At 45.4% G+C, this 24,006-nt stretch carries 10 protein-coding genes; all 10 read left to right on the forward strand.

What is annotated here, in order from left to right:
* The first annotated feature begins 113 nt into the window (after positions 1-113).
* Positions 114-1,136: an SDR family oxidoreductase gene (locus H7T88_RS11805; protein WP_154958717.1), complete on the forward strand. Its 1,023-nt coding sequence runs from the start codon at positions 114-116 to the stop codon at positions 1,134-1,136.
* A 176-nt stretch (positions 1,137-1,312) separates the two neighbouring features.
* Positions 1,313-8,803: a fibronectin type III domain-containing protein gene (locus H7T88_RS11810; protein ID WP_221788581.1), complete on the forward strand. Its 7,491-nt coding sequence runs from the start codon at positions 1,313-1,315 to the stop codon at positions 8,801-8,803.
* 57 nt (positions 8,804-8,860) lie between these two features.
* Positions 8,861-9,571 (forward strand): trehalose operon repressor, encoded by a 711-nt coding sequence (gene treR, locus H7T88_RS11815; protein WP_221788582.1) that lies wholly within the window; start codon positions 8,861-8,863, stop codon positions 9,569-9,571.
* Between the two features lie 236 nt (positions 9,572-9,807).
* Positions 9,808-13,131 (forward strand): DUF5107 domain-containing protein, encoded by a 3,324-nt coding sequence (locus H7T88_RS11820; RefSeq protein WP_423246131.1) that lies wholly within the window; start codon positions 9,808-9,810, stop codon positions 13,129-13,131.
* Between the two features lie 61 nt (positions 13,132-13,192).
* The gene (locus H7T88_RS11825) at positions 13,193-15,568 is read left to right on the forward strand and encodes a beta-galactosidase (RefSeq protein WP_260510862.1); all 2,376 of its coding nucleotides are present in this window, start codon (positions 13,193-13,195) and stop codon (positions 15,566-15,568) included.
* 352 nt (positions 15,569-15,920) lie between these two features.
* Positions 15,921-16,856, forward strand: a complete 936-nt coding sequence (locus H7T88_RS11830; RefSeq protein ID WP_260510882.1) for a glycoside hydrolase family 5 protein — start codon at positions 15,921-15,923, stop codon at positions 16,854-16,856.
* Between the two features lie 244 nt (positions 16,857-17,100).
* The gene (locus H7T88_RS11835) at positions 17,101-19,170 is read left to right on the forward strand and encodes a bifunctional aldolase/short-chain dehydrogenase (protein WP_221788583.1); all 2,070 of its coding nucleotides are present in this window, start codon (positions 17,101-17,103) and stop codon (positions 19,168-19,170) included.
* A 14-nt stretch (positions 19,171-19,184) separates the two neighbouring features.
* Positions 19,185-20,441 carry an L-rhamnose isomerase gene (gene rhaA / locus H7T88_RS11840; protein WP_221788584.1) on the forward strand — a complete coding sequence of 419 codons (1,257 nt, stop codon included), beginning with the start codon at positions 19,185-19,187 and terminating at the stop codon, positions 20,439-20,441.
* A 562-nt stretch (positions 20,442-21,003) separates the two neighbouring features.
* Entirely contained in the window at positions 21,004-22,677 is a 1,674-nt protein-coding gene (locus H7T88_RS11845) for a ribonuclease J (RefSeq protein ID WP_221788585.1), read from the forward strand.
* A gap of 233 nt (positions 22,678-22,910) precedes the next feature.
* On the forward strand, positions 22,911-23,894 hold the full coding sequence (locus tag H7T88_RS11850; RefSeq protein WP_221788586.1) for a LacI family DNA-binding transcriptional regulator: 984 nt from the start codon (positions 22,911-22,913) through the stop codon (positions 23,892-23,894).
* Positions 23,895-24,006: the final 112 nt, after the last annotated feature.

The raw sequence follows: 24,006 nt of genomic DNA on the forward strand, positions 1-24,006 counted from the left end.
ATATCATTAGTTCAACTCATACAGAGGAGCAGAGTTTGGGCAACCGGACTTTGCTCCTTTTTCACCTGCATGATATCATGAACGGGGAACATAATCGATCTGGAGGTGTTGCAATGAAAGCGCTATTTATCGGAGGAACAGGCACTATAAGTACAGCGATTACCGACATGCTTGCCAAGCAAGGCTGTGAATTGTATTTGATGAATCGCGGGAATCATAATGACAATTTGCCTGCGGGAGTCAAGGTTCTTCAAGCCGACATTAATGACGAAAAGCGGGTAGCCGATCTGATTGCCGATTTACAATTTGATGTCGTTGCGGACTTTATTGCTTTTGTACCCGCTCAGCTGGAGAGAGATTATCGTTTGTTTCAAGGCAAGACCAAGCAGTTCATCTTTATAAGCTCCGCATCGGCCTATCAAACGCCGCTGTCGGATTACAGAATTACCGAAGGAACGCCATTATCCAATCCATTCTGGGAATACTCCCGAAATAAAATTGCGTGTGAAGACTACCTGATGAAATTATATCGGGATGAAGGTTTTCCCGTGACCATAGTTCGTCCAAGCCATACTTACGGGGATAAGTCCGTACCGCTTGGTGTACATGGCGAGAAGGGAAGCTGGCAGGTTCTGAAGCGTATGCTTGAAAATAAACCAGTGATCATTCACGGTGACGGCACTTCGTTATGGACGATTACACACAACACCGATTTTGCCAAAGGCTTTATCGGCTTAATGGGCAATATCCACGCCATCGGAGAGGCTGTACATATCACTTCGGATGAGTCTGTCACATGGAACCAGATTCATGAAATCATTGCTGATGTGCTCGGGGTCAAGTTACATGCAGTTCATGTGCCATCGGATTTTTTGGCGGCTAGCAGTAATTTGGATTTCAGGGGTGGTTTGCTTGGAGATAAGGCCAACACGGTTGTTTTTGACAACAGCAAACTGAAACGACTGGTTCCTGAATTTGTAGCTACAACAAGGGCTGACCAGGGCATTCGCAGCACGATTGAGCATATTCTGGAGCACCCGGAATTACAGATGGAGGACCCTGAGTTTGATCAATGGTGTGACCTTGTTGTTAGCACATTGGACGAGGCGTTGCTGAAAATCAGAGATGGAAAGTAAAACTAGATAGAGAATAACTTTTTATATACGTCCCCATTCCAGGTATTTACATTCGATTTCCGAATCGTTATAATCAATAAAAAATAACACTTTAGGGGAGGCACCCCAACTCAGGACATTGTTCCTTGGTTGGGGTGCCTCCTTTTTTTTGTGTGCATAAAAAGGAGAGCAAGGTATTGAAAAACTCAAGAAAACGGTTGAAAAAGCAAGCGGAGCAAATGTCTAAAGTGATGCTAGCGTTTGCATTATTGTCGCCTCAGTCATTAATACCTGAATGGAGCCAAGCGGGCACGGCAATGGCAGCAACGGTAGAGAATATTGGGGTGGTATCCGATACATCCTCATTAAAGGCGGTACAATCCTCCAAAGTGAAAGTGGAGATGAACAGTGATGGAAAATACCGAATCGTATTACTACCAAGTACGAACGTTTTTTACGGAGGTGACACCGGTAATGTATCGACGATTATTGACCATCATGGCACAGCAATCAATTTCAAATCATTGCCGCTGAATTATTATCGAATTAACAACAATGTCATCGAGATGTCCAGACAAAAAGACAATGTAGAGTATATTTTGCGAGTCTCCATCGTAAATGCGACATCTCAAGGCGGATATATGAAGGTGGAACTGGAAGCGATAAATCGAAGCGGCTCAGCGCTGAATCTTGGGGGGACTTTTTATTGGGATACGATGGTGAACGGCAACGATGCTTCTCCTTTTGAAGTCATTCAGAACGGGTGGCGCAATTATAGCGGAGGCGTACAGGTGACGGCTTTTTATGCCAACACGTACAACGTCGTTAATGCTGATCGTGTATTCATGGGACAATATCAAAGCCCGGATAGTGCCCAGTTGACAGGGGGCTCAGCTCCATCAGCCTATACACCTGGACAGATCGTGAATGCGAGTGATACTGCAGCTCAGTTCTGGTGGGACGCGAGATCAACGGCTAATCAGGGATCACGGAAATTTTCAACCATTGTAGGCATTGGGCCACAAAACGTTCCGCCTTCTTTTACATTAACAGCACCTGCATCAGGTCAAACGTATTACAAAGGGGAACAGTTGCAGATTTCAGGTACAACACGGGATAACGACGTAGGCGATCTGTTAACGGTCAAGTGGTCCATTGATGGCGGGCCTGAGAATGTTCTGACGCAAATAACGGCAACAGGTTCGAACCAGGCTTTTAACACCAGCTATACCTTGCCTGATACATTGCCGGACGGATCTCATTACTTGCAAGTATGGGTTATGGACGATAAGGGCGGAGTATCCTCCGCGGGAACAGTTAACTTCTTGGTCAGAAGTTTTGTCGTACCCGGAACTCCGACGTATACCCTGGTGAATAATAATAATCTGACGGTGAACTGGGATAAAAGAGTAAATGATGCTTCTGTAACGTATGAACTGAAAAATATGACAACGAATCAGACCTACGATACAGGCACATCCAACACGAGACAGCTGACGGGTCTAACACCCAATACAAGTTATTCGTTTGCCGTACGCGCGAAAAATTCAAGCGGTGCTTATACGGGCTACTCAGCTACATCCTCCAAATACACACTTGCAAATCCACCTGCGGATGTTGCTGCTTCACAAATCGGAAATAACGTAACAGCCAGCTGGACCACAAACGGTAATCCTGTCGGTACCAGATACAAAACGGAAATCCGCAATGTGAATGGACAAGTGCTTCAATCATCAACGACAACTTCTACCTCGATGACTACAGCCTTAACAGGACTGGAGGATGGACGTTATGAACTGCATGTAGCAGCTTTGAATGCTGAAGGTATTCAGACAGCCTTTGTCTTGGCAGGGCAGATTATGAAAGATACAACCGGACCTTCTGCTCCTTCCATTACCCTCACCCCTTCAACGTGGACAAAAGAAGAGGTTCTTGTCACGGTTGAAGCGGGGACGGATCAATGGAGTGGAACACAGAAGACGGAAGTGAAGATTGGCCTCACTGGTGAATGGAGAGAATATACCGGGCCATTCACGATGAACGATGAGGGAAGTACAACAATCACAGTACGGAGCGTGGATGCATTCGGGAACTTGGGTCAGGAAAGCCGTGTGACTGCACGAGTTGACCGGACGGCTCCAACCCCGCCGTTGATTTCCTTGAATCCAGCGGAATGGACGAAGGAATCGGTTGTCGTTACCTTGACGGAAGGTACGGATGATGCAAGTGGTATCGCCTTAACACAATATAAAGTTGGTGAGAGTGCGCAATGGATCGATTACAAAACACCGTTCATTCTGAAAGATGAGGGCGTAACCGAAATTTACGCACGTAGTTTAGATCGGGCGTCGAACGTAAGTGCAGTGACGTCAACCGTTGCCCGAATTGACAAAACAGCACCTGAACAACCTGTGATCCAATTAAGTGAAGCCGACTGGACGAGAGAGGATGTATCTTTTGTCATTACAAGTGGTACAGATGAAGGAAGCGGGACAAGCAAAACGCAGTATCAGTTAACAGAGCATGGGCCTTGGTTAGATTATTTAGGTGAGGTCACGATTAAAGATGAAGGTGAAACCGTAGTTTATGCTCGTACATTTGACCGCGTAGGCAATGTAAGTATGTTGGCGCAAGCCACGGCTCGGATCGACAAGACGGCTCCGACAGAACCGGAGATCTCGTTGAGCCAAACCGGCTGGAGTAAAGAAGCTGTACAGTTTACGATCGCTGGAAGTGTGGATGATCGAGAAATTACATATGAATATCGATTGGAAAATGAGCCATATACGACCGGAAATAAAGGTACGGTCAATACCGATGGAGCAACTGTAATCTATGCTCGGGCCAAAGATGCAGTCGGTAATGTGAGCAGAGAAGTCAGCAGGACGGTGTATGTGGATAAAACTCTACCGAATATTAGCTTTACTCCTGAGGGAGCGGCTTGGACAGATGAAAATATAACGGCTACCGTACAATTCGCAGACAGCCATTCTGGCATAGATGGAACACAACGTTTCTATCAGATCACAGCTCAGGCAGAAGCTCAAGGAGACTGGCTGGAGGCTGAATCCGATCAGCAGAGCATATCCATATCGTCTGAAGGTACTTGGTACATCCACGCCAAGACCGCTGACAGAGCAGGCAATACCGTTCAGGTGACATCTTCTCCTTATCGAATTCAACGGAAGCCTAATCAACCAACTCAAGTCCAGTGGAGTGCGGTTGGTGAAACATCGGTAACATTAACAGCTGATTTACCTTCAGGTGAAACTTACACTTCAGGTTACCAATATGAAATCAAAAATAGAACGACCGGGCAATCCTGGACACTGCAATATCCGAACAATAGTCTAGTTAATGACACATTGAGCGGAGGGCGAGTTTATGAGTATGAAGTGAGAGCAAGAAATCATACGGGTGTAAGTGAGCCGGCGATGATGAGTGTTTTAACTTTACCGCCATCTCCAACTGAGGTTCGCGTACAAAAAGTGGACGCAGAGCCAAGTCTGGCTAAAGTAGACTTTGATCACGTACAAGGAGCCACAGCATATCGGGTGACGGCTACGGATTCTAACGGAAGAATCGTTTTTGAAGAAACCATCTCTGATCCGGAAAGTCTTCCTTACATTAGCAATCTTGCTCCCGGAATGGTTCATACGATATCTGTTACGCCTATGAATGCGAGTGGTGCTGGTGTAAGTTGTGTAGCCGCATTTATGAGTCTACCTGCCGCTCCGGGTGAGTTCGCTGCAGTGCAGATTCGTGAGCATGATATCTCCATGACGTGGGAGACCGTAACATCGGCTACGTATTATGCACTTGCACGTAACGGAGATACGATCTACGAGGGAGGGGAACTCTCCTTCAAGGATGCTGGACTCGAAAGTGGAACAGATTACAGTTATACCGTTGTTGCAGAAAATGAAACAGGCTCAGGTCCTTATGCGAGTTTACCATTGCTAAGAACGTTGCCTGCGCAGGTGACGGGTTTACACGTCACGGATGCCTCGCACTCAAGTTTGCATCTGAACTGGGAAACCGTTCGTGGAGCAGAAGCTTATGAGGTATGGAGTAACGGAGAGAAAGTGGGCGAGATTACAGCTGACAAGAATGCATGGACACTGACGAATCTGAATCCGGGATCGGCGTACCAACTGCAAGTTCGGGCGGTAAACAGAGCTGGGCATGGAATGAGTAGTTCAATAACGGGACTAACTATTCCCAAAAGTCCAATAGGACTTCACGTTGTAAGGGCTACGGAACAGGGAGCGACGTTGAGTTGGGAAGCTGTGGCTGGAGCAGACAAATACCGCGTGACCATTGATGGGCAAACATACGAGATGTCGGGTACAGAGCTGACTGTTAAGAACCTGTCAGGTAGCAATCTGTATACGTATGAAGTGCAAGCAGGGAATGCTGCGGGGTATAGTGAGGGCGTAACGAGCACTGTTCTGACGCTGCCAAGGAGGCCGGAAGGATTGCAGGTCAGCTTAACGGAAGAAACGCAGATCGGTATTCGCTGGCAAGCTGTTCCTACAGCGGAGATGTATATCGTTATGATTAATGGTGCAGAGACAGGCAGAACGTCCGATCTCGAATATAGGGCGGAGGGATTGTTACCCGGCCAAGAATACACATTGCAGGTGCAAGCGGTAAACGCAGCGGGTGCTGGTGCACAAGCAGAGCTTGTGCGATTGTCCAAACCACGTCGTCCAACGAACATTACGATGCAACCAGATGTACATGTCACCAGCTTGTCATGGTCTGCCGTTCCGGGAGCTTCTGAATATGTCATATTGCAAGAGGATAAAGAAGTATACAGAGGCATGGATACAGATGCCGTAATTACAGGGCTTGAAGCTGGGCGATGGCATCATTATAGACTATTCGCGGTCAACAGGCAGTCCTCCCGTTCTGAAGCGGCAGAAGTATCGTTTCTGACATTGCCTATTAAACCGGAGAAGGTGGATGTACGTGACGTAACCGAGAATGGGCTTTCACTCGATTTTACTGATACGGGTGTACGTGGAGCTGATCAATATATCATTGAACGTAATGGGCGAGAAGTGGCTCGTATGGAAGCAAGCGAAACTCAGTTTGTAGAAGAACATTTGAAACCGGGCACAATGTACACTTACGTTATCCGTGCAGTGAATGCAAGCGGTACCGGTGCACCGTTGACGATCAGAACGATGACACAAACGCTACCGCTCACAACAGACACGATTGAAGTGATTTCAGGAACCTATTCACAAGACATAAGCTGGGAAGCGGTCACTGGGGCTGTTGCCTATGAAATTCGAAACCAGGCCACAGGTGAGGTCACAAGTGTATCTGAGCCTCATGCACATCTCGTGAGTATGGAGGACGGCACGTTGTATCGATTAGAAATTGTGGCTGTAAATGAGCAGGGACAGCGCTCCAAACCTGTTCAGATTGAAACGTTAACGAAGCCTTTAGCGCCGCAGACTGCCAGTGTAGAGCAGTTCACAGATCGGGCAGTCAAGCTGGATTTATCAGAAATTTTTGTTCGAGGTGTGGAGCAATTTATTATTCGGCGGGATGATGTCGAGATTGCCAGAATTTCTGCAAATCAGACAGGTCAAAAGCAGTTTGAAGACAGTGGGCTCGTCCCTGGAGAGCGCTATACTTATTCCATTCATACATTTAATACATCGGGCGAGAGTGAAACCGGATTTAACCTTGATGTGAGAACCTTGCCAGCAACGGTGGATGAAGTGTTGAGTGCACAAGAGATTGGGGAAGAAGATGCAGTACTGGTCTGGCCTAAGGTACAGGGGGCAGAAGGCTACATTGTTCGCATTAATAATGAGGAAGTTACTAGATTAGATGACGCGAACACGACTGAGTTCAGGTTAACGAATTTGAGTAGTGCGGACGTGTACGACAAAATTAAAGTCATTCCGATCAACTCGGCAGGAGAAGGCGCCGCAATTGTGGTTGCCCCTTTTTATACATTGCCTCGCATTGATTCGCTCGATATGAGAGTCTTTCCAGAATCTGATCATATCAAACTGGAGTGGGACTTTTCCTATCCTAACGAAACGTTTGTGATTGTATTGGATGGTGTGGAGCGATATCGGGGACGGAATCAAGAATATGTAGTTGATGGACTGGACGCGGGCAAACAATATCAGCTTGAGGTATACACGGAAAATGGTGAGCAGACTGCATCGGACAAAAGAAGCTATTCCTTCTTAACCAAGCCGGGTTCCCCGATAAAAGTTGCATATAAAGCCACCAAGGATCAAGTACATCTTCTATTGGAAGAAACACGTGCGGCTGGTGCCGAGCAGTTTTCAATTGAAAGGAATGGCCTGGAGATTGCCCGTATTAGCGCTAAGGAGACAAGGTATGAAGATACGGATCTTGAGCGCGGAACACGATACAACTATGTTATTCGAGCGATCAACGCTTCGGGCACAAGTGATGACGGATTTATGCTGCAAGCTGTGACTTTACCTGGTAAGTTAAATGTACCGCCAATTGTGCAGGACCGTTCCGTATCTGGTGCGACGCTCGTTTGGGAACTTGTACCCGGTGCAGAGGGTTATCGGATTTATCAAAATAAAGAAGTAGTCGGAACAACAGCTGAAACGTCACTTCAAATCTCCGGATTGAATAGTGCTGCAAAATATGATGATTTTAGTATTATTCCTTATAATGAGGCCGGTGAAGGTGAAGGCATGAAGGTGCGGGAATTTGAAACGTTACCCTCGTTGCTTGAATCGATTACAACCACCGCAAAAGGGCCTGATCATATCCTGCTTACGTGGAGATTGGAAACCCAAAATGAGATTGTTGTAATTGCTTATAAGGATCAGGAGATTTATCGCGGTCAAGAGCGAGAATATGTCTGGAAAGGCTTAAATGCAGAACGTCATTACGAGATTTCAGCGTGGACGGAAAATACGGCTGGTGAGGCAAGTGAGAAGAAAAGCGCAGCAGCAGTAACCATTTCGGTTCCAGTAGTTTCATCAAACGGTGGAAGTGCAGGAAATAACACCAGTACCAATGATAATGATTCCAAGGACAAGAATGAGGAAAAAGATAAGGATACAACGAATACTCAGCCTGGAGGAATAACAAGTAGGCGAGTTGCTTTTTTAGATATTGACCAAACGTTTAATAAAGACCAGATTACTTGGCTTGCCGAGCACAATATTATACAGGGGGTAAGCTCAACGCGTTACGAACCGCGTCGTCCCATTACTCGAGCAGAGTTTACAGCACTTATTGTGCGTTTAATGAGGCTGGATATCTCGTTGAAACCATCACATGTTTTTCAGGATGTGAATGACACGGATTGGTTTGCACCTGAGATTAACACAGCAGCCGAGCGTGATGTTGTACAAGGTATGGGGAATGGAAAATTTGCTCCACATGCTCTGGTGACTCGCGAGCAAGCCTCCAAAATTATAGCCAATGTGGTTCATCAGATTAGAAGCGAGCCGATCACCTCACATAAGACATTCACTGACCAGGTCGATGTCTCCAACTGGGCCAGGGAGGAGGTCGCGGAGTTAGCATGTATTTATATGATTAACGGATACGAGGACGGCAGTTTCCGCCCATTACAAGCGTTGAGTAGAGCTGAAGCGGCCGCGTTAATATTCCGTTTGAATAAACTGATGCAGGTTATTGCCAGCGACGCAGATTCCCTTTGAATTGGTTTTAATGTTATGATTGGTTTCAAAAAAGGTAATGAATTATGGTGATGAAAAATGAATAATAAATTTATCCAAATATACGAAGATATCGCTGGACGTATTCGGAACGGAGACATCGAAGCGGGCACACTGCTTCAATCAGAACTGGATTTATCAGAACGATATCAAACATCCAGAGAAACGATACGTAAAGCACTGAAAATGCTATATGAAGAAGGTTATATTCAGAAGATTCAAGGTAAGGGTTCCATTGTACTGGATATCCGTAAAATTGATTTTCCCGTGTCAGGTCTCGTTAGCTTTAAGGAGCTCGCACAAAAGATGGGACACCGCGCACAAACGGTTGTGAAGCTGTTTGAGGAACAAGGGATTGATCAGACGCTCAGCCAAAAGACCAGCTTTGGTCTGAATGAACAAGTGTGGCAGATCAATCGTGTTCGCATTGTGGATGGAGAACATGTCATTCTGGACAAAGACTACATCAGTCAGCGCTTAATTCCGGGGCTGAACCAGGAAATCTGTAATGACTCCATCTATGAGTATATTGAACAGAAGCTTGGGCTATCGATTTCTTATGCCAAGAAAGAAATTTTGGTGGAGGAGCCTACGGCTGAGGATCGCGAGTTACTTGATCTTGACGGTTTTCACAATGTTGTTGTCGTGAGAAGTCAGGTGTATTTAGAAGATACTAGCCAGTTCCAGTATACGGAATCACGGCATCGACCGGACAAGTTCACATTTGTGGACTTTGCCAGACGCAAGTAAACGGGGTAGAAAGGTAGAATATATGTAATGCGAATTCAGTAATTGAACCCATAACCTAATGTCGACAAGAAAAGAGTATCAGGTCACTGTAATCAGAGGTGATCGGGTACTCTTTTTGCCATGCAACATTCCAGTCATGATCCGAAGATCGTCCATCATTAACCGTTAAATGTCAATGTCAGTCTCGCTTATCTAAGCGTATGATCATCCTATCTCGAAGCAAGGAGTGAGCGAATTTGGAATTGAAGCAGGTTAGTGCAGAGACGTCCGTTCGGATCTGGGAAGAGAATAGAGACATTCCAACGTATAGCACAGGTAAACCCGATAAAAATCCAATGTTTCTTGAAAAACGAATCTATCAGGGCAGTTCGGGTAAGGTATATCCTTATCCCGTCATTGATCGAATCGAGAATGAGGCGAAACTGCAATCGTATCGATTGATTATTCTTGAAAACGAATATGTCCGCATCGAGATCATGCCAGAACTCGGTGGCCGTATCTATCGTGCGCTGGATCTGACAAACCAGTATGATTTCGTCTATTACAACCGAGTGATCAAACCTGCTTTGGTTGGTCTTGCTGGGCCTTGGATATCAGGAGGCATTGAGTTCAACTGGCCACAGCACCATAGGCCAAACACATTTGGCAAAGTAGATTGCACTTATAGTAGCAATAAGGACGGAAGCGCTACTGTATGGGTGGGTGAGATCGATCGAATGTACGGTACCAAGGTGACGACTGGTTTTACTTTGTATCCCGGGAGAGCTTACCTGGAGATTCATTCCCAAGTATACAATCGGACAAGTGAACCCCAGACGTTTCTATGGTGGGCTAATCCAGCGGTCGCTGCGAACGATGATACGCAATCTGTGTTTCCACCAGATGTAAACGCCGTAATGGATCATGGTAAACGTGATGTTTCCCGATTTCCCATTGCTACAGGAACGTATTATAAGATGGATTATTCGGAGGGGGTGGATATTTCGCGGTACAAGAATATTCCGGTGCCTACTTCCTACATGGCATACAAGTCCGAATATAACTTTGTAGGTGGATATGATCATCGTTTACAGGCAGGGCTGTTACATGTTGCCAATCATCATATCTCTCCAGGCAAGAAACAATGGACCTGGGGTAATGGGGATTTCGGCAAAGCATGGGACAGGCAATTGACGGATGAAGATGGGCCGTATATTGAACTGATGACAGGCATTTTTACGGATAATCAGCCTGATTTTAGTTGGCTACAGCCATATGAAAGCAAGTCTTTTACTCAATATTTCATGCCTTACAAAGATGTCGGTGTAGTAAAAAATGCAACGATTGACGCAGCGGTTAATCTGGCGCTGGATAAGCAGACGGGAACGGCCAAGATTCTGGTTTACGCGACAGCTAATTATGAGAAAGTCTCTATTAAAGTAAAGGGTGCTGCAGGGAATTATTTTGAAGACATATGCGATATCTCGCCAACACAATCTTATACAGGTACATTCCCATGGAATGAAGAGGAAGAATGGCATCAATTAAAACTGAGTGTATGTACAAAAGAGGGAAGAGTACTTGTGGCGTATCAGCCAGAACAGACGCGCATTCAGGAAGTGCCTGATCCTGCGAAGCCGCTACCGCTCCCCTCAGAGATCCAGACCAACGAACAGCTCTATCTCGCAGGTCTTCATCTGGAGCAGTATCGACATGCAACCTATGAACCGGAATTATATTATCTAGAAGGACTGAAACGTGATCGTACTGACATCCGCTTGAATGTTGCATATGGGACTTTACTCTTACGAAGATGCCTATTTCAGGAGGCAGAGACTCATTTTAGACAGGCCGTTCAGTCCCTCACATGGAAAAACACCAATCCGTATGATAGTGAGGCTTATTACCAGCTTGGTTTGAGTTTGAAGCTTCAAGGAAAGATGAAAGAATCCTATGATGCAATATATAAATCCGTTTGGTCGGCACAGTTTCAGGATATCGGATATTTCACTCTCGCCCAGATGGATGTAGCTCAGGATCAGTACGCACAGGCACTCGAACACATTGAATGTGCGCTAATTCGAAACAGCAGAAATCTCAAAGCACGTCACTTGAAGACATCATTGCTTCGAAAAACGGGGTGTAACTCACAAGCCATTTCGTTTGCTCGTGAAACACTGGATATAGACCCGATGGAATATGGCACGGCATATGAACTGATGTTATTGTCTGCGGAGCAGGCGAAGGAGTATTTCGTGCGGATGATGAGCGGGGATGTTCACAATTACTTGCACTTGGCTGCAGATTATGCAGAGAGTGGCATGTGGGAGGAAGCACGAAGTGTACTTTCCTCAATAGAATCCGATTTGACCAGACCATACCCGATGCTTGGTTATGCTCAGGCATATCTGTATCGGCAGTTGGATCAACTGGATCAAGCATCTCAATGTCAGGCACAGGCGAGTGCCGCAGAGACGGAGTATTGTTTTCCGAATACACCGTTCGAATGCATGATTCTTCAAGATGCGCTTGAAGCGGACCCAGAGGATGCACATGCACATTATTATATGGGTAACTGGCTCTACGACCACAAACGTTACGAGGATGCGATAAACCACTGGGAGATGTCTTGTAAAATAAACCCGGCCTTCCCTACGGTACACCGAAATCTAGGTCTGGCTTATTACAACAAGATGAATCGGCCTCATAAAGCGTTGATCTCGCTGGAGGAAGCATTTCGGCTGGAGCCGCAGGATGCCCGTGTATTCTACGAGTTGGATCAATTACAGAAGAAGCTTGGATGCCCTCCAGCAGAACGATTGCAGCGGTTTGAGGCTCAGATGGAGCTGGTACATCAACGGGATGACTTATACATCGAGTGGGTTACGTTGTTGAATATGTTAAGTCATCATCAGGAGGCTTACAATGCACTGCAAACAAGAACATTTCATCCATGGGAGGGCGGAGAAGGTAAAGTTACGGGTCAGTATGTGACGGCTCTGACGGAACTTGCTAAGCAAAAACTCACGGAAAAGCATCCAGAAGAAGCTATAGAATTGTTGCTTCGAGCTCAGAAGTATCCTGAAAATCTGGGGGAAGGCAAGCTTGAAGGCAGTGCAGACAATGCACTTTATTATGTTCTGGGCTGTGCATATGAACAGATGCAGCAGACTGCTGCCGCTGAAGAGAGCTTCCGCAGAGCTTGCACAGGTTTGCATGAACCAGCAAGTGCGATGTTTTATAACGACCAGCCACCAGAATCTATATTTTATCAGGGACTTGCCTGGAAGAAGCTGGGCAATATTAAGGAAACAAACAGACGTTTTAACAAACTGATTGATTACGCCGAACGGCATATGCATGACTCCATTCAGATCGATTATTTTGCCGTATCTTTGCCAGACTTCCTTGTATTCGATGATGATCTGGATCAGCGAAATAAAGAGCACTGCCATTATATGCGGGCTTTAGGCCTCCTCGGTCTGGGTAAGAAACAGGAAGCTTCACAGGAATTGCAACGAGTGCTGGAAAACAATGCAAATCATCAGCAGGCATTTTTACTTTTGGCAAAAGGGATTTAAATTGGATTTTCACATCGTGACATCCTGCCTATTCTATTGAAGAAAGAGTTGATCTCCCAATATGAAAGATAAGATAAACGCCGATATGTGTAAGCACATCAACGAACCAGATGACAAGTTTTGTTCACATCGTTGTATTCGCTACACATTGGAAGCCGAGGATAAACTGATCCAACCGGGCCACATGGAAGGCTATGGAGGTTACAACACGCGCGGAGAGTCCTATGATTTCACTAATTTTTATATGATGCATAATGATAAACCGTATATTCCGGTCGTCGGGGAATTTCATTTCTCAAGATTTGCTTATCTTCAATGGGAAGAAGAATTGTTGAAGATGAAAGCAGGAGGAGTGCATATCGTAGCAACCTATATCTTTTGGAATTTTCATGAGGAGCAAGAGGGAGAGTTTAATTGGTCGGGTAACTTGAATTTGCGGCAGTTTGTGGAGTTATGTGGTAAACATGAGCTGGCTTTAATTCTTCGGATTGGTCCGTTCTGTCACGGAGAAGTTCGGAATGGCGGTTTGCCGGATTGGCTGTTCAACTATGCATTTGAGGTCCGTTCTAATGACGAAGGGTATTTATTCTATGCGAAACGGTTATATCAGGAGATTACTCGTCAGATTGAAGGCAGTTTTTATCAAGATGGTGGGCCGATTATCGGTATCCAGCTGGAGAATGAATATATGCATGCTGGTGCGCCAATGGATTCGTGGGGTTATTCGCAGGATAAATATATCTCTTCAGGACGTGATGGAAAAGAACATATGGAGCGGCTTCGCCGTATTGCGGAAAAAGCGGGTATGAAACCGATGTTTTACACGGCGACTGCTTGGGGGAAAGCGGCAGTTCCCGCGCAAGGTACGCTACCAATGCTTGCAGGATATGCTTATACCCCTTGGATACCTAATCAGCCACCTAGCGGGGAGTATCTGTTTCGTGATTTGCATCTAAATCCTGCAGAAGAACTGGATTATGATAGTAAACGCTACCCAGCGGCCTATTGCGAACTTGCCGGCGGAATGCAGGTTAGTTATCATGCCCGCCCTGTGGTCGATGCAGACAGTGTAGAGGCGATGACTATTGTTAAGCTGGCGAATGGTAGCAATATGGTGGGTTATTATATGTATCACGGAGGTTCCAATCCCATTGGTCGCAAAACGTACATGAACGAACGAGGATTACCGAAGGTGACGTACGACTATCAAGCACCCCTTGGAGAGTTTGGACGTATCGGAGAATCGTATGATCGAATCCGGAGTTTGTCCATGTTCTTGGAGGCATATGGGGAGCAGTTGGCACCGATGGGGTGTGTCATTTCTGAGGATCAGTTGACTATTGCGCCAGAAAATACGTTGGATCTTCGTTGGTCGGTCCGCCAGCGGTCAGGAGCAGGGTTTCTTTTTATAAATAACTATCAGGATCATATTCAAATGCCAGCGCGTGACATTCGACTGGAGCTTCTTACCTCTCAAGGAAATGCGATGTTTCCTTATGAAGAGGGCACCATGCAATTGAATTCTGGCAAAGCAGTAATCCTGCCTTTTCATCTGGATCTCGGGGAGATAAAGCTTATAAGTGCTACGGTTCAACCTCTGACTAAATTTCTTGTAAAAGAGGAGCTTACGGCTGTCTTTTATGCTCATGAAGGCATGACTCCCGAATATGTAATTGATGCATCCTCTGTAGCAAGTGTGCAAATGACAGCAGGTACAGTCCGTGAACAGGATGGGAAGTACGTCCTTCATCCGGTGGCTGGCAAAAATGATGGCTTTAGTGTTAGCACGATGGATGGGAAAGTGATTCGTATCGTTACGTTAACGCGTGAGGAAGCCTTGCAAAGTTATCTTTTTGAACTAGGTGGAGAAAAAAGATTGGTGATCAGTAGCAGTCATATATATCAACAAAATGAGCAGTTAATAAGCACGTCTGTTGGACAGAGTGAGATCGAGGTTTCCATATATCCTGCACCTGAGAGGATAACGGCCCCTGAATATACAATCATCTCCCGGATGCAGCAGCAACGGTGGTTTGTAACCTATACTTTGCAGGTATGTGTATATCAGCCGGAAGTGGAGATCAATTATCCGAAAGAGCATGCAGCTTCTTTAAAAATAAATACGTGCTGGCCTGAACAGGTTCATGACCTGTTTGTGGAGATTGATTATGAAGGGGATGTGGCGGCAGCCTACATTCATCAACAGTTATTGACGGATCATATCCAGTATGGTCACACTTGGAACATTGGACTGAAGCAATCCCGACATTTATTACATGACCACGCTCTGAGGTTATTAATAACACCTCTTCGTAGGGGAAAGACAGAGCATTTTGTGAATCAAGCGTATGTGGAAAGGTTCCACGGTGTAGAACTGGGCAGGTTTGAGCAGATTCGAATTGTACCGCATTACCGAGTGGCTCTAAAGTTTTCCTGAATGTGTTCCAAAGACTTTTACTCTGTCCGTATGGAGTAAAAGTCTTTTTATTTGTTCAAAAAAACCTGAAAATGGAAAAAATAATTGACTGGTAAGCGTTTTCATTTTAAAATAAATATATTACTTTAACGATAAGTTTATTTATACAGTAATTTTTTGATTCAAAAACTTTATATTGATTCTGATTCTAAAGTTAATTTGAAAAGATTTTGTTCAGTGAAGGTGCAAATACGCTCATGGTTTTGATTCGCTTTGTTAGTGCAAAGTGAATTAAAATAAAAACATAACAGGAGGTTTCAAACGAATGGTCAATCTGAAGAAATGTACGATCTTTACGTTGATTGCTGCGCTCATGTTCATGGCTCTGGGGAGTGTTACGCCCAAGGCAGCTGCTGCATCCGGTTTTTATGTAAGCGGGAACAAGTTATATGACTCGACGGGCAAGCCTTTTGTCATGAGAGGAATCAATCACGGCCATTCCTGGTTCAAAAATGATCTGAATACAGCCATACCTGCTATTGCGAAAACAGGCGCCAACACGGTACGAATTGTTCTCTCGAATGGAACACTGTACACCAAAGATGATCTGAATTCAGTTAAAAACATAATCAATCTGGTCAATCAGAATAAGATGATCGCCGTGCTTGAAGTGCATGATGCAACAGGCAAAGACGATTATAACTCGCTGGATGCAGCCGTGAATTACTGGATCAGCATCAAAGAAGCGTTGATTGGCAAGGAAGATCGAGTGATCGTTAATATCGCCAACGAATGGTATGGAACCTGGAACGGCAGCGCTTGGGCAGACGGTTACAAAAAGGCTATTCCGAAGCTCAGAAACGCAGGCATCAAAAATACCTTGATTGTTGATGCTGCAGGCTGGGGTCAATATCCACAATCGATTGTCGATTATGGTCAAAGCGTATTCGCAACAGATACGCTCAAAAATACGGTGTTTTCCATTCATATGTATGAATATGCAGGTAAGGATGCGGCAACGGTGAAAGCTAATATGGAGAATGTGCTGAACAAAGGACTTGCAGTAATCATTGGTGAGTTCGGTGGATATCACACAAATGGTGATGTGGATGAATATGCCATTATGAGATATGGACAAGAGAAGGGTGTAGGCTGGCTTGCATGGTCATGGTACGGCAACAGTTCCGGTCTGGGTTATCTGGATCTGGCTACCGGTCCGAACGGAAGTCTCACAAGTTATGGCAATACGGTAGTTAATGACACATACGGAATCAAAAATACGTCCCAAAAAGCAGGGATATTTCAATAGATAACAAATTTAATGAAAAAATAAAACAAAATGTGATCGGCAAAGAACAGGACAAAGCATGAACTATAGTGCGATGTCCTGTTTGTTTTTTGCACATTTCTAAAGAAGGAACACCGTTGAAGGAGATATCTATTTAGATTCTTTGTATATTTTTGTTTTTCCTGATAAAGTTTTTGTTTTCAAAACAAAACAAAGATGATAAACTCGTTTTAGGAAGAAAACAAACATTATCGGAGGGGAACAAATGGTACAGAGTTTATGGAATGCAGCGAAGGCATCAGAGAAAACAACAGGGCTTGAACAATTAGTCTACCGCTCTAATCTGATCGGAGCAGATCGTCGGGTCTGCAATATTTATGGGGGTAACACATCTACTAAAACAACAGTAAAGGATTTTCGTGGTCGTGATGTCGAAGTGATGTATGTGAAGGGGAGCGGATCGGATCTCGGTTCCATGGAAGCAAAACATTTTACCGGACTGGCGCTTGAAGATATCGGCCCCCTCATGGAACGTGACTCGATGTCGGATGAAGAGATGGTTGAATACCTTGGGCATTGCATGATTGATGCGAAACATCCGCGAGCTTCCATTGAAACGTTGTTACATGCGTTCCTTCCGTACAAACATGTGGATCATACACACCCGGATGCAATTATCAGCCTCTGCTGTGCGGATAACGGGAAAGAGCTGGCACGTGAAATATATGGCGATCGTTTTGTATGGGTTCCTTATGTGCGCCCAGGTTTTACACTGTCCAAGATGATTGCTGAAAGCGTATTCGCCAATCCGAATGCCGAGCTTGTACTTATGGAGAAACATGGTCTGGTGACTTGGGGAGAGACCTCTGAGGAATGTTACGCTCAGACGATCAAAATCATTAATGAAGCGGAAGCATTCATCGAGGCACGTGTCAATGAAGCTAATCTGTTTGGCGGCGTGAAGCATCCTGCACTTCCTGCTGAAGTTCGTCGTCAGATTGCTGCTCGGGTGATGCCTGTCATTCGCGGAGCGGTGTCGGACAGCAAAAAAATGATTTTGTCCTTTGACGATCAGGATGATGTGCTTGCTTTTGCAGGTGGAACGGATTCTCCACAGTTGTCTCAGGTTGGCGCGGCTTGTCCGGATCATCTGGTGCATACCAAAGTGGTGCCGCTGTTCATTGACTGGACGCCGAATGCGGATGATATTGACGGACTGAAAGCCAAGCTGGCGGAAGGCATTGCTACGTACAAAGAGCAATACAAGCAATATTTTGAGGAGAATAAAAATGAAGGCGACGTAATGTTCGAAGCCGCTCCTCGCGTTATTCTCATTCCGGGCGTAGGGATGATTAATACCGGCAAAAGCTGGGCGTTGTCACAAGTAAGCGGTGCGCTGTACCATCGGGCAATTGCAGTTATGCGTGGGGCAACAAGCCTCGGTAAATTCGTTTCGCTCAGTGCGAATGAATCTTACAATGTGGAATACTGGCCGCTGGAGTTATATAAATTGTCGCTGGCTCCTGCAGAGACGGAGTTTTCTCGCAAAGTAGCGTTTATTACGGGTGGTGCAGGTGGTATCGGTAGTGAAACAGCACGCAGACTCGTTTCGGAAGGCGCCCATGTTGTGCTTGCAGATTTGAATTTGGAAGGCGCGCAGAAGGTAGCACAGGAAATTAACGATCAATATGGTGCCAATCGTGCATACGCGCTCAAGATGGACGTGACAGATGAAGAAGCGGTACAGGCAGCTTATGCAGAAACGGCTCTGCAATACGGTGGTGTGGATATCATCGTGAATAATGCGGGCCTGGCCACATCCAGTCCATTTGACGAAACTTCATTGAAGGAATGGAATCTGAATATGAGTGTGCTGGGCACAGGTTATTTCCTGGTCGCTCGCGAAGCGTTCAAATTAATGAAAGAGCAGAGCATCGGTGGAAGCATGGTCTTCATCGGCTCCAAAAACTCGGTATATGCAGGTAAAAGTGCCTCTGCTTACAGCTCAGCGAAAGCACTCGAAGCCCATCTGGCGCGCTGTATTGCAGCAGAAGGCGGTGAATATGGTATTCGTGTCAACACTATTCTGCCGGATGCCATTTTGCAAGGTTCCGCGATCTGGAACGGTTCATGGAGAAACGAGCGTGCGGCCGCATATGGCATTGAACCGGATCAATTGGAAGAATATTATCGCAAACGCACGACATTGCTCGTTAACATCTATCCGAGAGATATCGCGGAAGGTATCGCCTTCTTCGCTTCATCGAAATCGGAGAAAACAACAGGTTGTATGCTGACCATTGATGGTGGTGTACCAGCAGCATTTACACGTTAAGGGAGGTTAGATTGATGCAAAATCAAGTGGAACAAGCGTATCAAGCTGCGAAGACTTTGTATGCACAACACGGCATCAATACAGACGATGTATTAAATAAGCTTGCAGATATTAAAGTATCCGTACACTGCTGGCAAGGAGATGATGTCAGAGGTTTCCTCAACCAGGAAGGTGAACTGACGGGTGGTATATCGGTTACGGGAAACTATCCGGGCGCAGCAACAACCCCTGCGGAGCTTCGTGCGGATCTGGAGAAAGCTTTTGCTCTCATTCCCGGTAAACATAAAGTCAATTTGCACGCGATCTATGCGGATACAGACGAACAAGTGGAACTGGATCAGATCGAGCCAAGACATTACGAAAATTGGGTAAAGTGGGCGAAAGAGCACGGGCTTGGACTGGACTTCAACCCAACGTGTTTCTCACATGAAAAATCAAGCGACGGCTTCACACTTAGTCATCCTGATCCGGAGATTCGCAAATTCTGGATTGATCACTGCAAAGCTTCACGGCGAATTGGTGCGTATTTCGGCGAACAATTGGGCCAAACCTGTGTGACCAACGTATGGGTACCGGATGGATTCAAGGACACCCCTGTTGACCGGATGGCTCCCCGCAAACGTTTGAAGGAATCCTTGGACGAAGTATTTGCAGAACCACTGAATCCGAAGCATAATCTGGATGCGGTTGAAAGCAAGCTGTTTGGTCTTGGTTCTGAAGCTTACGTTGTCGGCTCACATGAGTTTTATATGGGATACGGTTTGCAAAATGATACGTTAATCTGCCTGGATGCTGGTCATTTTCATCCAACAGAAGTGATATCTAACAAGCTGTCCTCTCTGGCATTGTTTACGAGTGGTATTCTGCTTCACGTTAGTCGTCCGATGCGCTGGGATAGCGATCATGTCGTTATTATGGATGACGAATTGCTTGAAATTGCCCGTGAATTGGTACGTCATGAGCTTCTCGGCACAACCCATATCGGACTGGACTTCTTTGACGCCAGTATTAATCGTGTGGCAGCATGGGTGGTCGGCACCCGTAATACAATTAAAGCTTTGCTGCGAGCTATGCTGGAACCGGTAGACGCTTTAAAACAGGCGGAACTGGATGGAGATTACACGACACGCCTGGCTTTGACGGAGGAGTTCAAATCCTATCCATTTGGCGCAGTATGGGACTACTATTGTGCTCAGCAAGGTGTGCCTGTCCGTGAGCAGTGGATTAAAGAAGTTAAGTCTTATGAGCAGGATATACTTCAATCAAGGTAAAATAATGCGAAAACCCTGTTATTACAGGGTTTTTTTGTTTACATATAGAATAATTTGATCATACAGCTTGAACGATGTCATTTGTCGACAGCTGAATGGTAGCTTGCAGGCCCAGTATTTGTCATACTATAACTAGGTCCTTAATGAATGATCAAAGAGGTCTTTAAAGGAGAGGTGGGGTTGGTATCTCTAGTGCAGATACGATAATTGTAGTGGGTGTATCTGGAGCCGTTATTTTTTTAATCGCACTAGTCGTTGTTATTACCTGGTTAGTTTCAAAGAGAAAGAAGAATGATAATAAACGATTATAAAATACAGAGCAGTTACTGATTAAGCCTTGTTTCAAGAAAGGCTTTTTTTCTTGTTTAATATTTAATAATAACTTGAATTCTCATTTGGTCATATAAATTAACTAACGTTCCTAAACCACGTCGGAACGAACGTTCCGTATATGGTTTTTTGGTGTACATACATACTTATGCATAACCAAAGCGTTTATTTCCATACTAGGAATACACATAAAGAAATTGAGAATCACTATACAGAGGAGCGTGAAAGCATTTTGAAACTTGCTCATAACAAACTTTATATAGCTGCACTTGGCGGCGTGAATGAAATCGGTAAAAACATGTATTTGATTCAATATGATCAAGACATCATTGTGATTGACTGTGGTTCGAAGTTTCCCGATGAAACGATGCCGGGCATTGATCTCATCGTGCCGGATGTGACGTATCTGCTCGAAAATCAGGATAAAGTAAAGGCCCTTGTTGTCACGCATGGACATGAAGATCATATTGGCGGAATTCCGTATCTTTTAAAACAAATCAATATTCCGGTCTACGCTTCCAGGCTTACACGAGGTCTAATTGAGTTGAAATTAAGAGAGCATAACTTGTTGCGCCAATCTGACCTGCACACCATTGACGCAAACTCTCAGATCACGCTTGGGAGTATCGCCGTCTCATTTTTCGCAACGAGTCACAGTATTCCGGACTGTCTGGGTATTTTCTTTCAGACGCCGGCAGGCAATGTGGTTCACACGGGCGATTTCAAATTTGATATGTCCCCTGTAAACGGCCCTTTCCCGGATTTACACCGCATGGCTGAGATTGGGAAACAAGGGGTGCATGTGCTTCTTTCCGAGAGTACCAATGCCGAAAGACCGGGTTTCACTCCTTCAGAACGTGTAGTCGGAGATCATATTCTGGATGCCTTTATTCGTGCGAAGCAAAAAGTGTTTATCTCTACCTTCGCATCCAATATCAGCAGAGTTCAGCAGATCGTGAATGCTGCATTTCAGACTGGTCGCAAGCTTGCACTGCTTGGACGAAGCATGATTAACGTCGTGAATGTTGCAAGTGAACTCGGTTATCTCGACGTTCCGGATGGACTGTTGATTGAGGCCGCTGATTCAGGACAGTTTCCGCGGGAGCAGGTGGTTGTGCTATGTACGGGAAGCCAGGGAGAGGCGATGGCGGCTTTGTCCCGGTTAGCTGCGGGTAAACATCCTCAAGTTAGCATTGAATCTGGAGATACGGTTATTATTGCAGCAGGAGCCATACCTGGCAACGAAAGAAACCTTGCCCATGTCATCGACAACCTGTATGTTCTGGGCGCTCGCGTAATTTATGGCTCCAGCGGAGCGGCGGGTATGCACGTATCCGGTCATGGAAGTCAGGAAGAGCTGAAACTGATGCTTACACTGATGAAACCGGATTATTTGGTACCGATTCACGGCGAATTCCGGATGCTGTACCAGCACAGATTGCTTGCGGAATCTGTAGGAATTGAGCAAAGTCATGTGTTTATCGTCAATAATGGAGATATGGTGGAATACAGAGACGGAACAGCTTCATTGGGTCCGAAGATTGCCTCAGGTAACAGCTTGGTGGACGGGCTTATTATCGGTGACGTTGGCAATGTTGTGCTTCGGGATCGCAGGCAGCTATCATCGGATGGGATGCTAGTCATTGTAACCACGCTTAGCAAAACAGAAAAACAAATGGTTGCCTCCCCGGAGATCATCTCTAGAGGTTTTGTTTTTGTGAAGGACTCAGAACAATTCATGAAGGAGATTCACGAACGGGTCGTTAACCGCATGGATGAATTAACGGGTGCCGGGGTCAATCAGTGGAATGTGATCAAACGGAAGCTGAAGGATGAGATCGGTCATTACATTTATGCACAAACCAAGCGCAGACCGATGATTTTACCGATTATTATTGAGGTTTGAACTCAATGTTTGCTGGCAGAACGGAAGGCTATCCGTTCCTGATCTCTTTATACGTATGTGTTTACAAAATGACTTTGCCAAGCTCGGTTCGATTCGTATGGAGCACACGACGTCGTGTGCTTCTGCGTGAACCGGGCTTTTTTGCTATGTTATCCTGCCCATATTCGATGAGCTTTGCGATTTGCGTTATAATACATAAATGAATGATTTTATTGACACTAGAGGAGTTTCTTATGAATAAAACGATTTCAGATATTGCTCAAATGGCAGGCGTGGCGAAGAGTACCGTATCTCGTTTCCTGAATGGCGGTTCGGTCAGTGAGGATACCCGTCAGAAGATTGAGCGTATTATTAAAGAATATAATTATGTTCCGAATACCTTTGCGCAGAGTCTCAAAGCAAAAAAGACCAGCATTATCGGTACAGTGGTTCCAAGGCTGGATTCCTATGCGACATCACAGACGCTAATCGGCATTGATGAGGAGCTAAGAGGGCTGCAATATCAGATGCTCATTGCCAATACGAGTCAGGATATGCAGCGTGAGATAGATGCTATTTATGATTTTGCCAGACAAAAAGTGTCCGGGATCATTCTGCTTGCCGCTGAAATAACGGATGCACATCTGAAGGCCATAGAAGACATCCAGCTTCCCGTGTTACTGGTAGGACAGCAGCATGAGTTACTGCATAGTCTCATTCACAACGACGAACAAGCCGGGTATCTGATGGGCAAATATGTTGTGGAACAAGGACACCGGGACATCGTGTACATGGGGGTAAGCGAGAAGGACCAGGCTGTAGGTATCCATCGTAAACAAGGGTTTAAACGTGCCATTGAAGAGTGCAGTGATTGCACGGTGAGGTATTATGAAACGAGCTTCAAAATGTCAGAGGCAGTGCTTACGGCAGCGGAGATTTTGCAAGAAAACAGGCCCTCTCTTATCGTTGCAGCGACAGATAATATTGCGATGGGCGTCATGAAAACCGCGTCCTTTCAAAAAGTCCGCATCCCGCAGCAAATGTCAGTAGCCGGGTTCGGCGGATACGATATCACGGAAATGATTCATCCGACATTGACTACGGTAAAATATCATTATTTGCAGGCCGGAAAACTCGCCGCAAGTCATATTAGCAAGCTTGTTAAAGGGGAGAGTGTAAGTCAGTACACCGTTATGGATGTTGAATTAATTCCCCGAGAAAGCGTTGACAAAATATAAATCGATCCTTTATGATAATTCCATCGAACCGGTTCCATTCTAGTGTTTAGTTCGAGAATGATGACACCGGTCAGCAACAATGGTTGTATGGAATTATTTTTTTGTCTAATTT

Source organism: Paenibacillus cucumis (ex Kampfer et al. 2016) (genome assembly GCF_019748695.1).
Taxonomy (GTDB): Bacteria; Bacillota; Bacilli; order Paenibacillales; family Paenibacillaceae; genus Paenibacillus; species Paenibacillus polysaccharolyticus.

What these genes read in the sequence shown, in the direction of transcription:
- H7T88_RS11805 (WP_154958717.1), top strand. Translation starts at nt 114, where the DNA reads ATGAAAGCGCTATTTATCGGAGGAACAGGCACTATAAGTACAGCGATT.
- H7T88_RS11835 (WP_221788583.1), top strand. Translation starts at nt 17,101, where the DNA reads ATGGTACAGAGTTTATGGAATGCAGCGAAGGCATCAGAGAAAACAACA.
- rhaA (WP_221788584.1), top strand. Translation starts at nt 19,185, where the DNA reads ATGCAAAATCAAGTGGAACAAGCGTATCAAGCTGCGAAGACTTTGTAT.
- H7T88_RS11830 (WP_260510882.1), top strand. Translation starts at nt 15,921, where the DNA reads ATGTTCATGGCTCTGGGGAGTGTTACGCCCAAGGCAGCTGCTGCATCC.
- treR (WP_221788582.1), top strand. Translation starts at nt 8,861, where the DNA reads ATGAATAATAAATTTATCCAAATATACGAAGATATCGCTGGACGTATT.
- H7T88_RS11825 (WP_260510862.1), top strand. Translation starts at nt 13,193, where the DNA reads ATGAAAGATAAGATAAACGCCGATATGTGTAAGCACATCAACGAACCA.
- H7T88_RS11850 (WP_221788586.1), top strand. Translation starts at nt 22,911, where the DNA reads ATGAATAAAACGATTTCAGATATTGCTCAAATGGCAGGCGTGGCGAAG.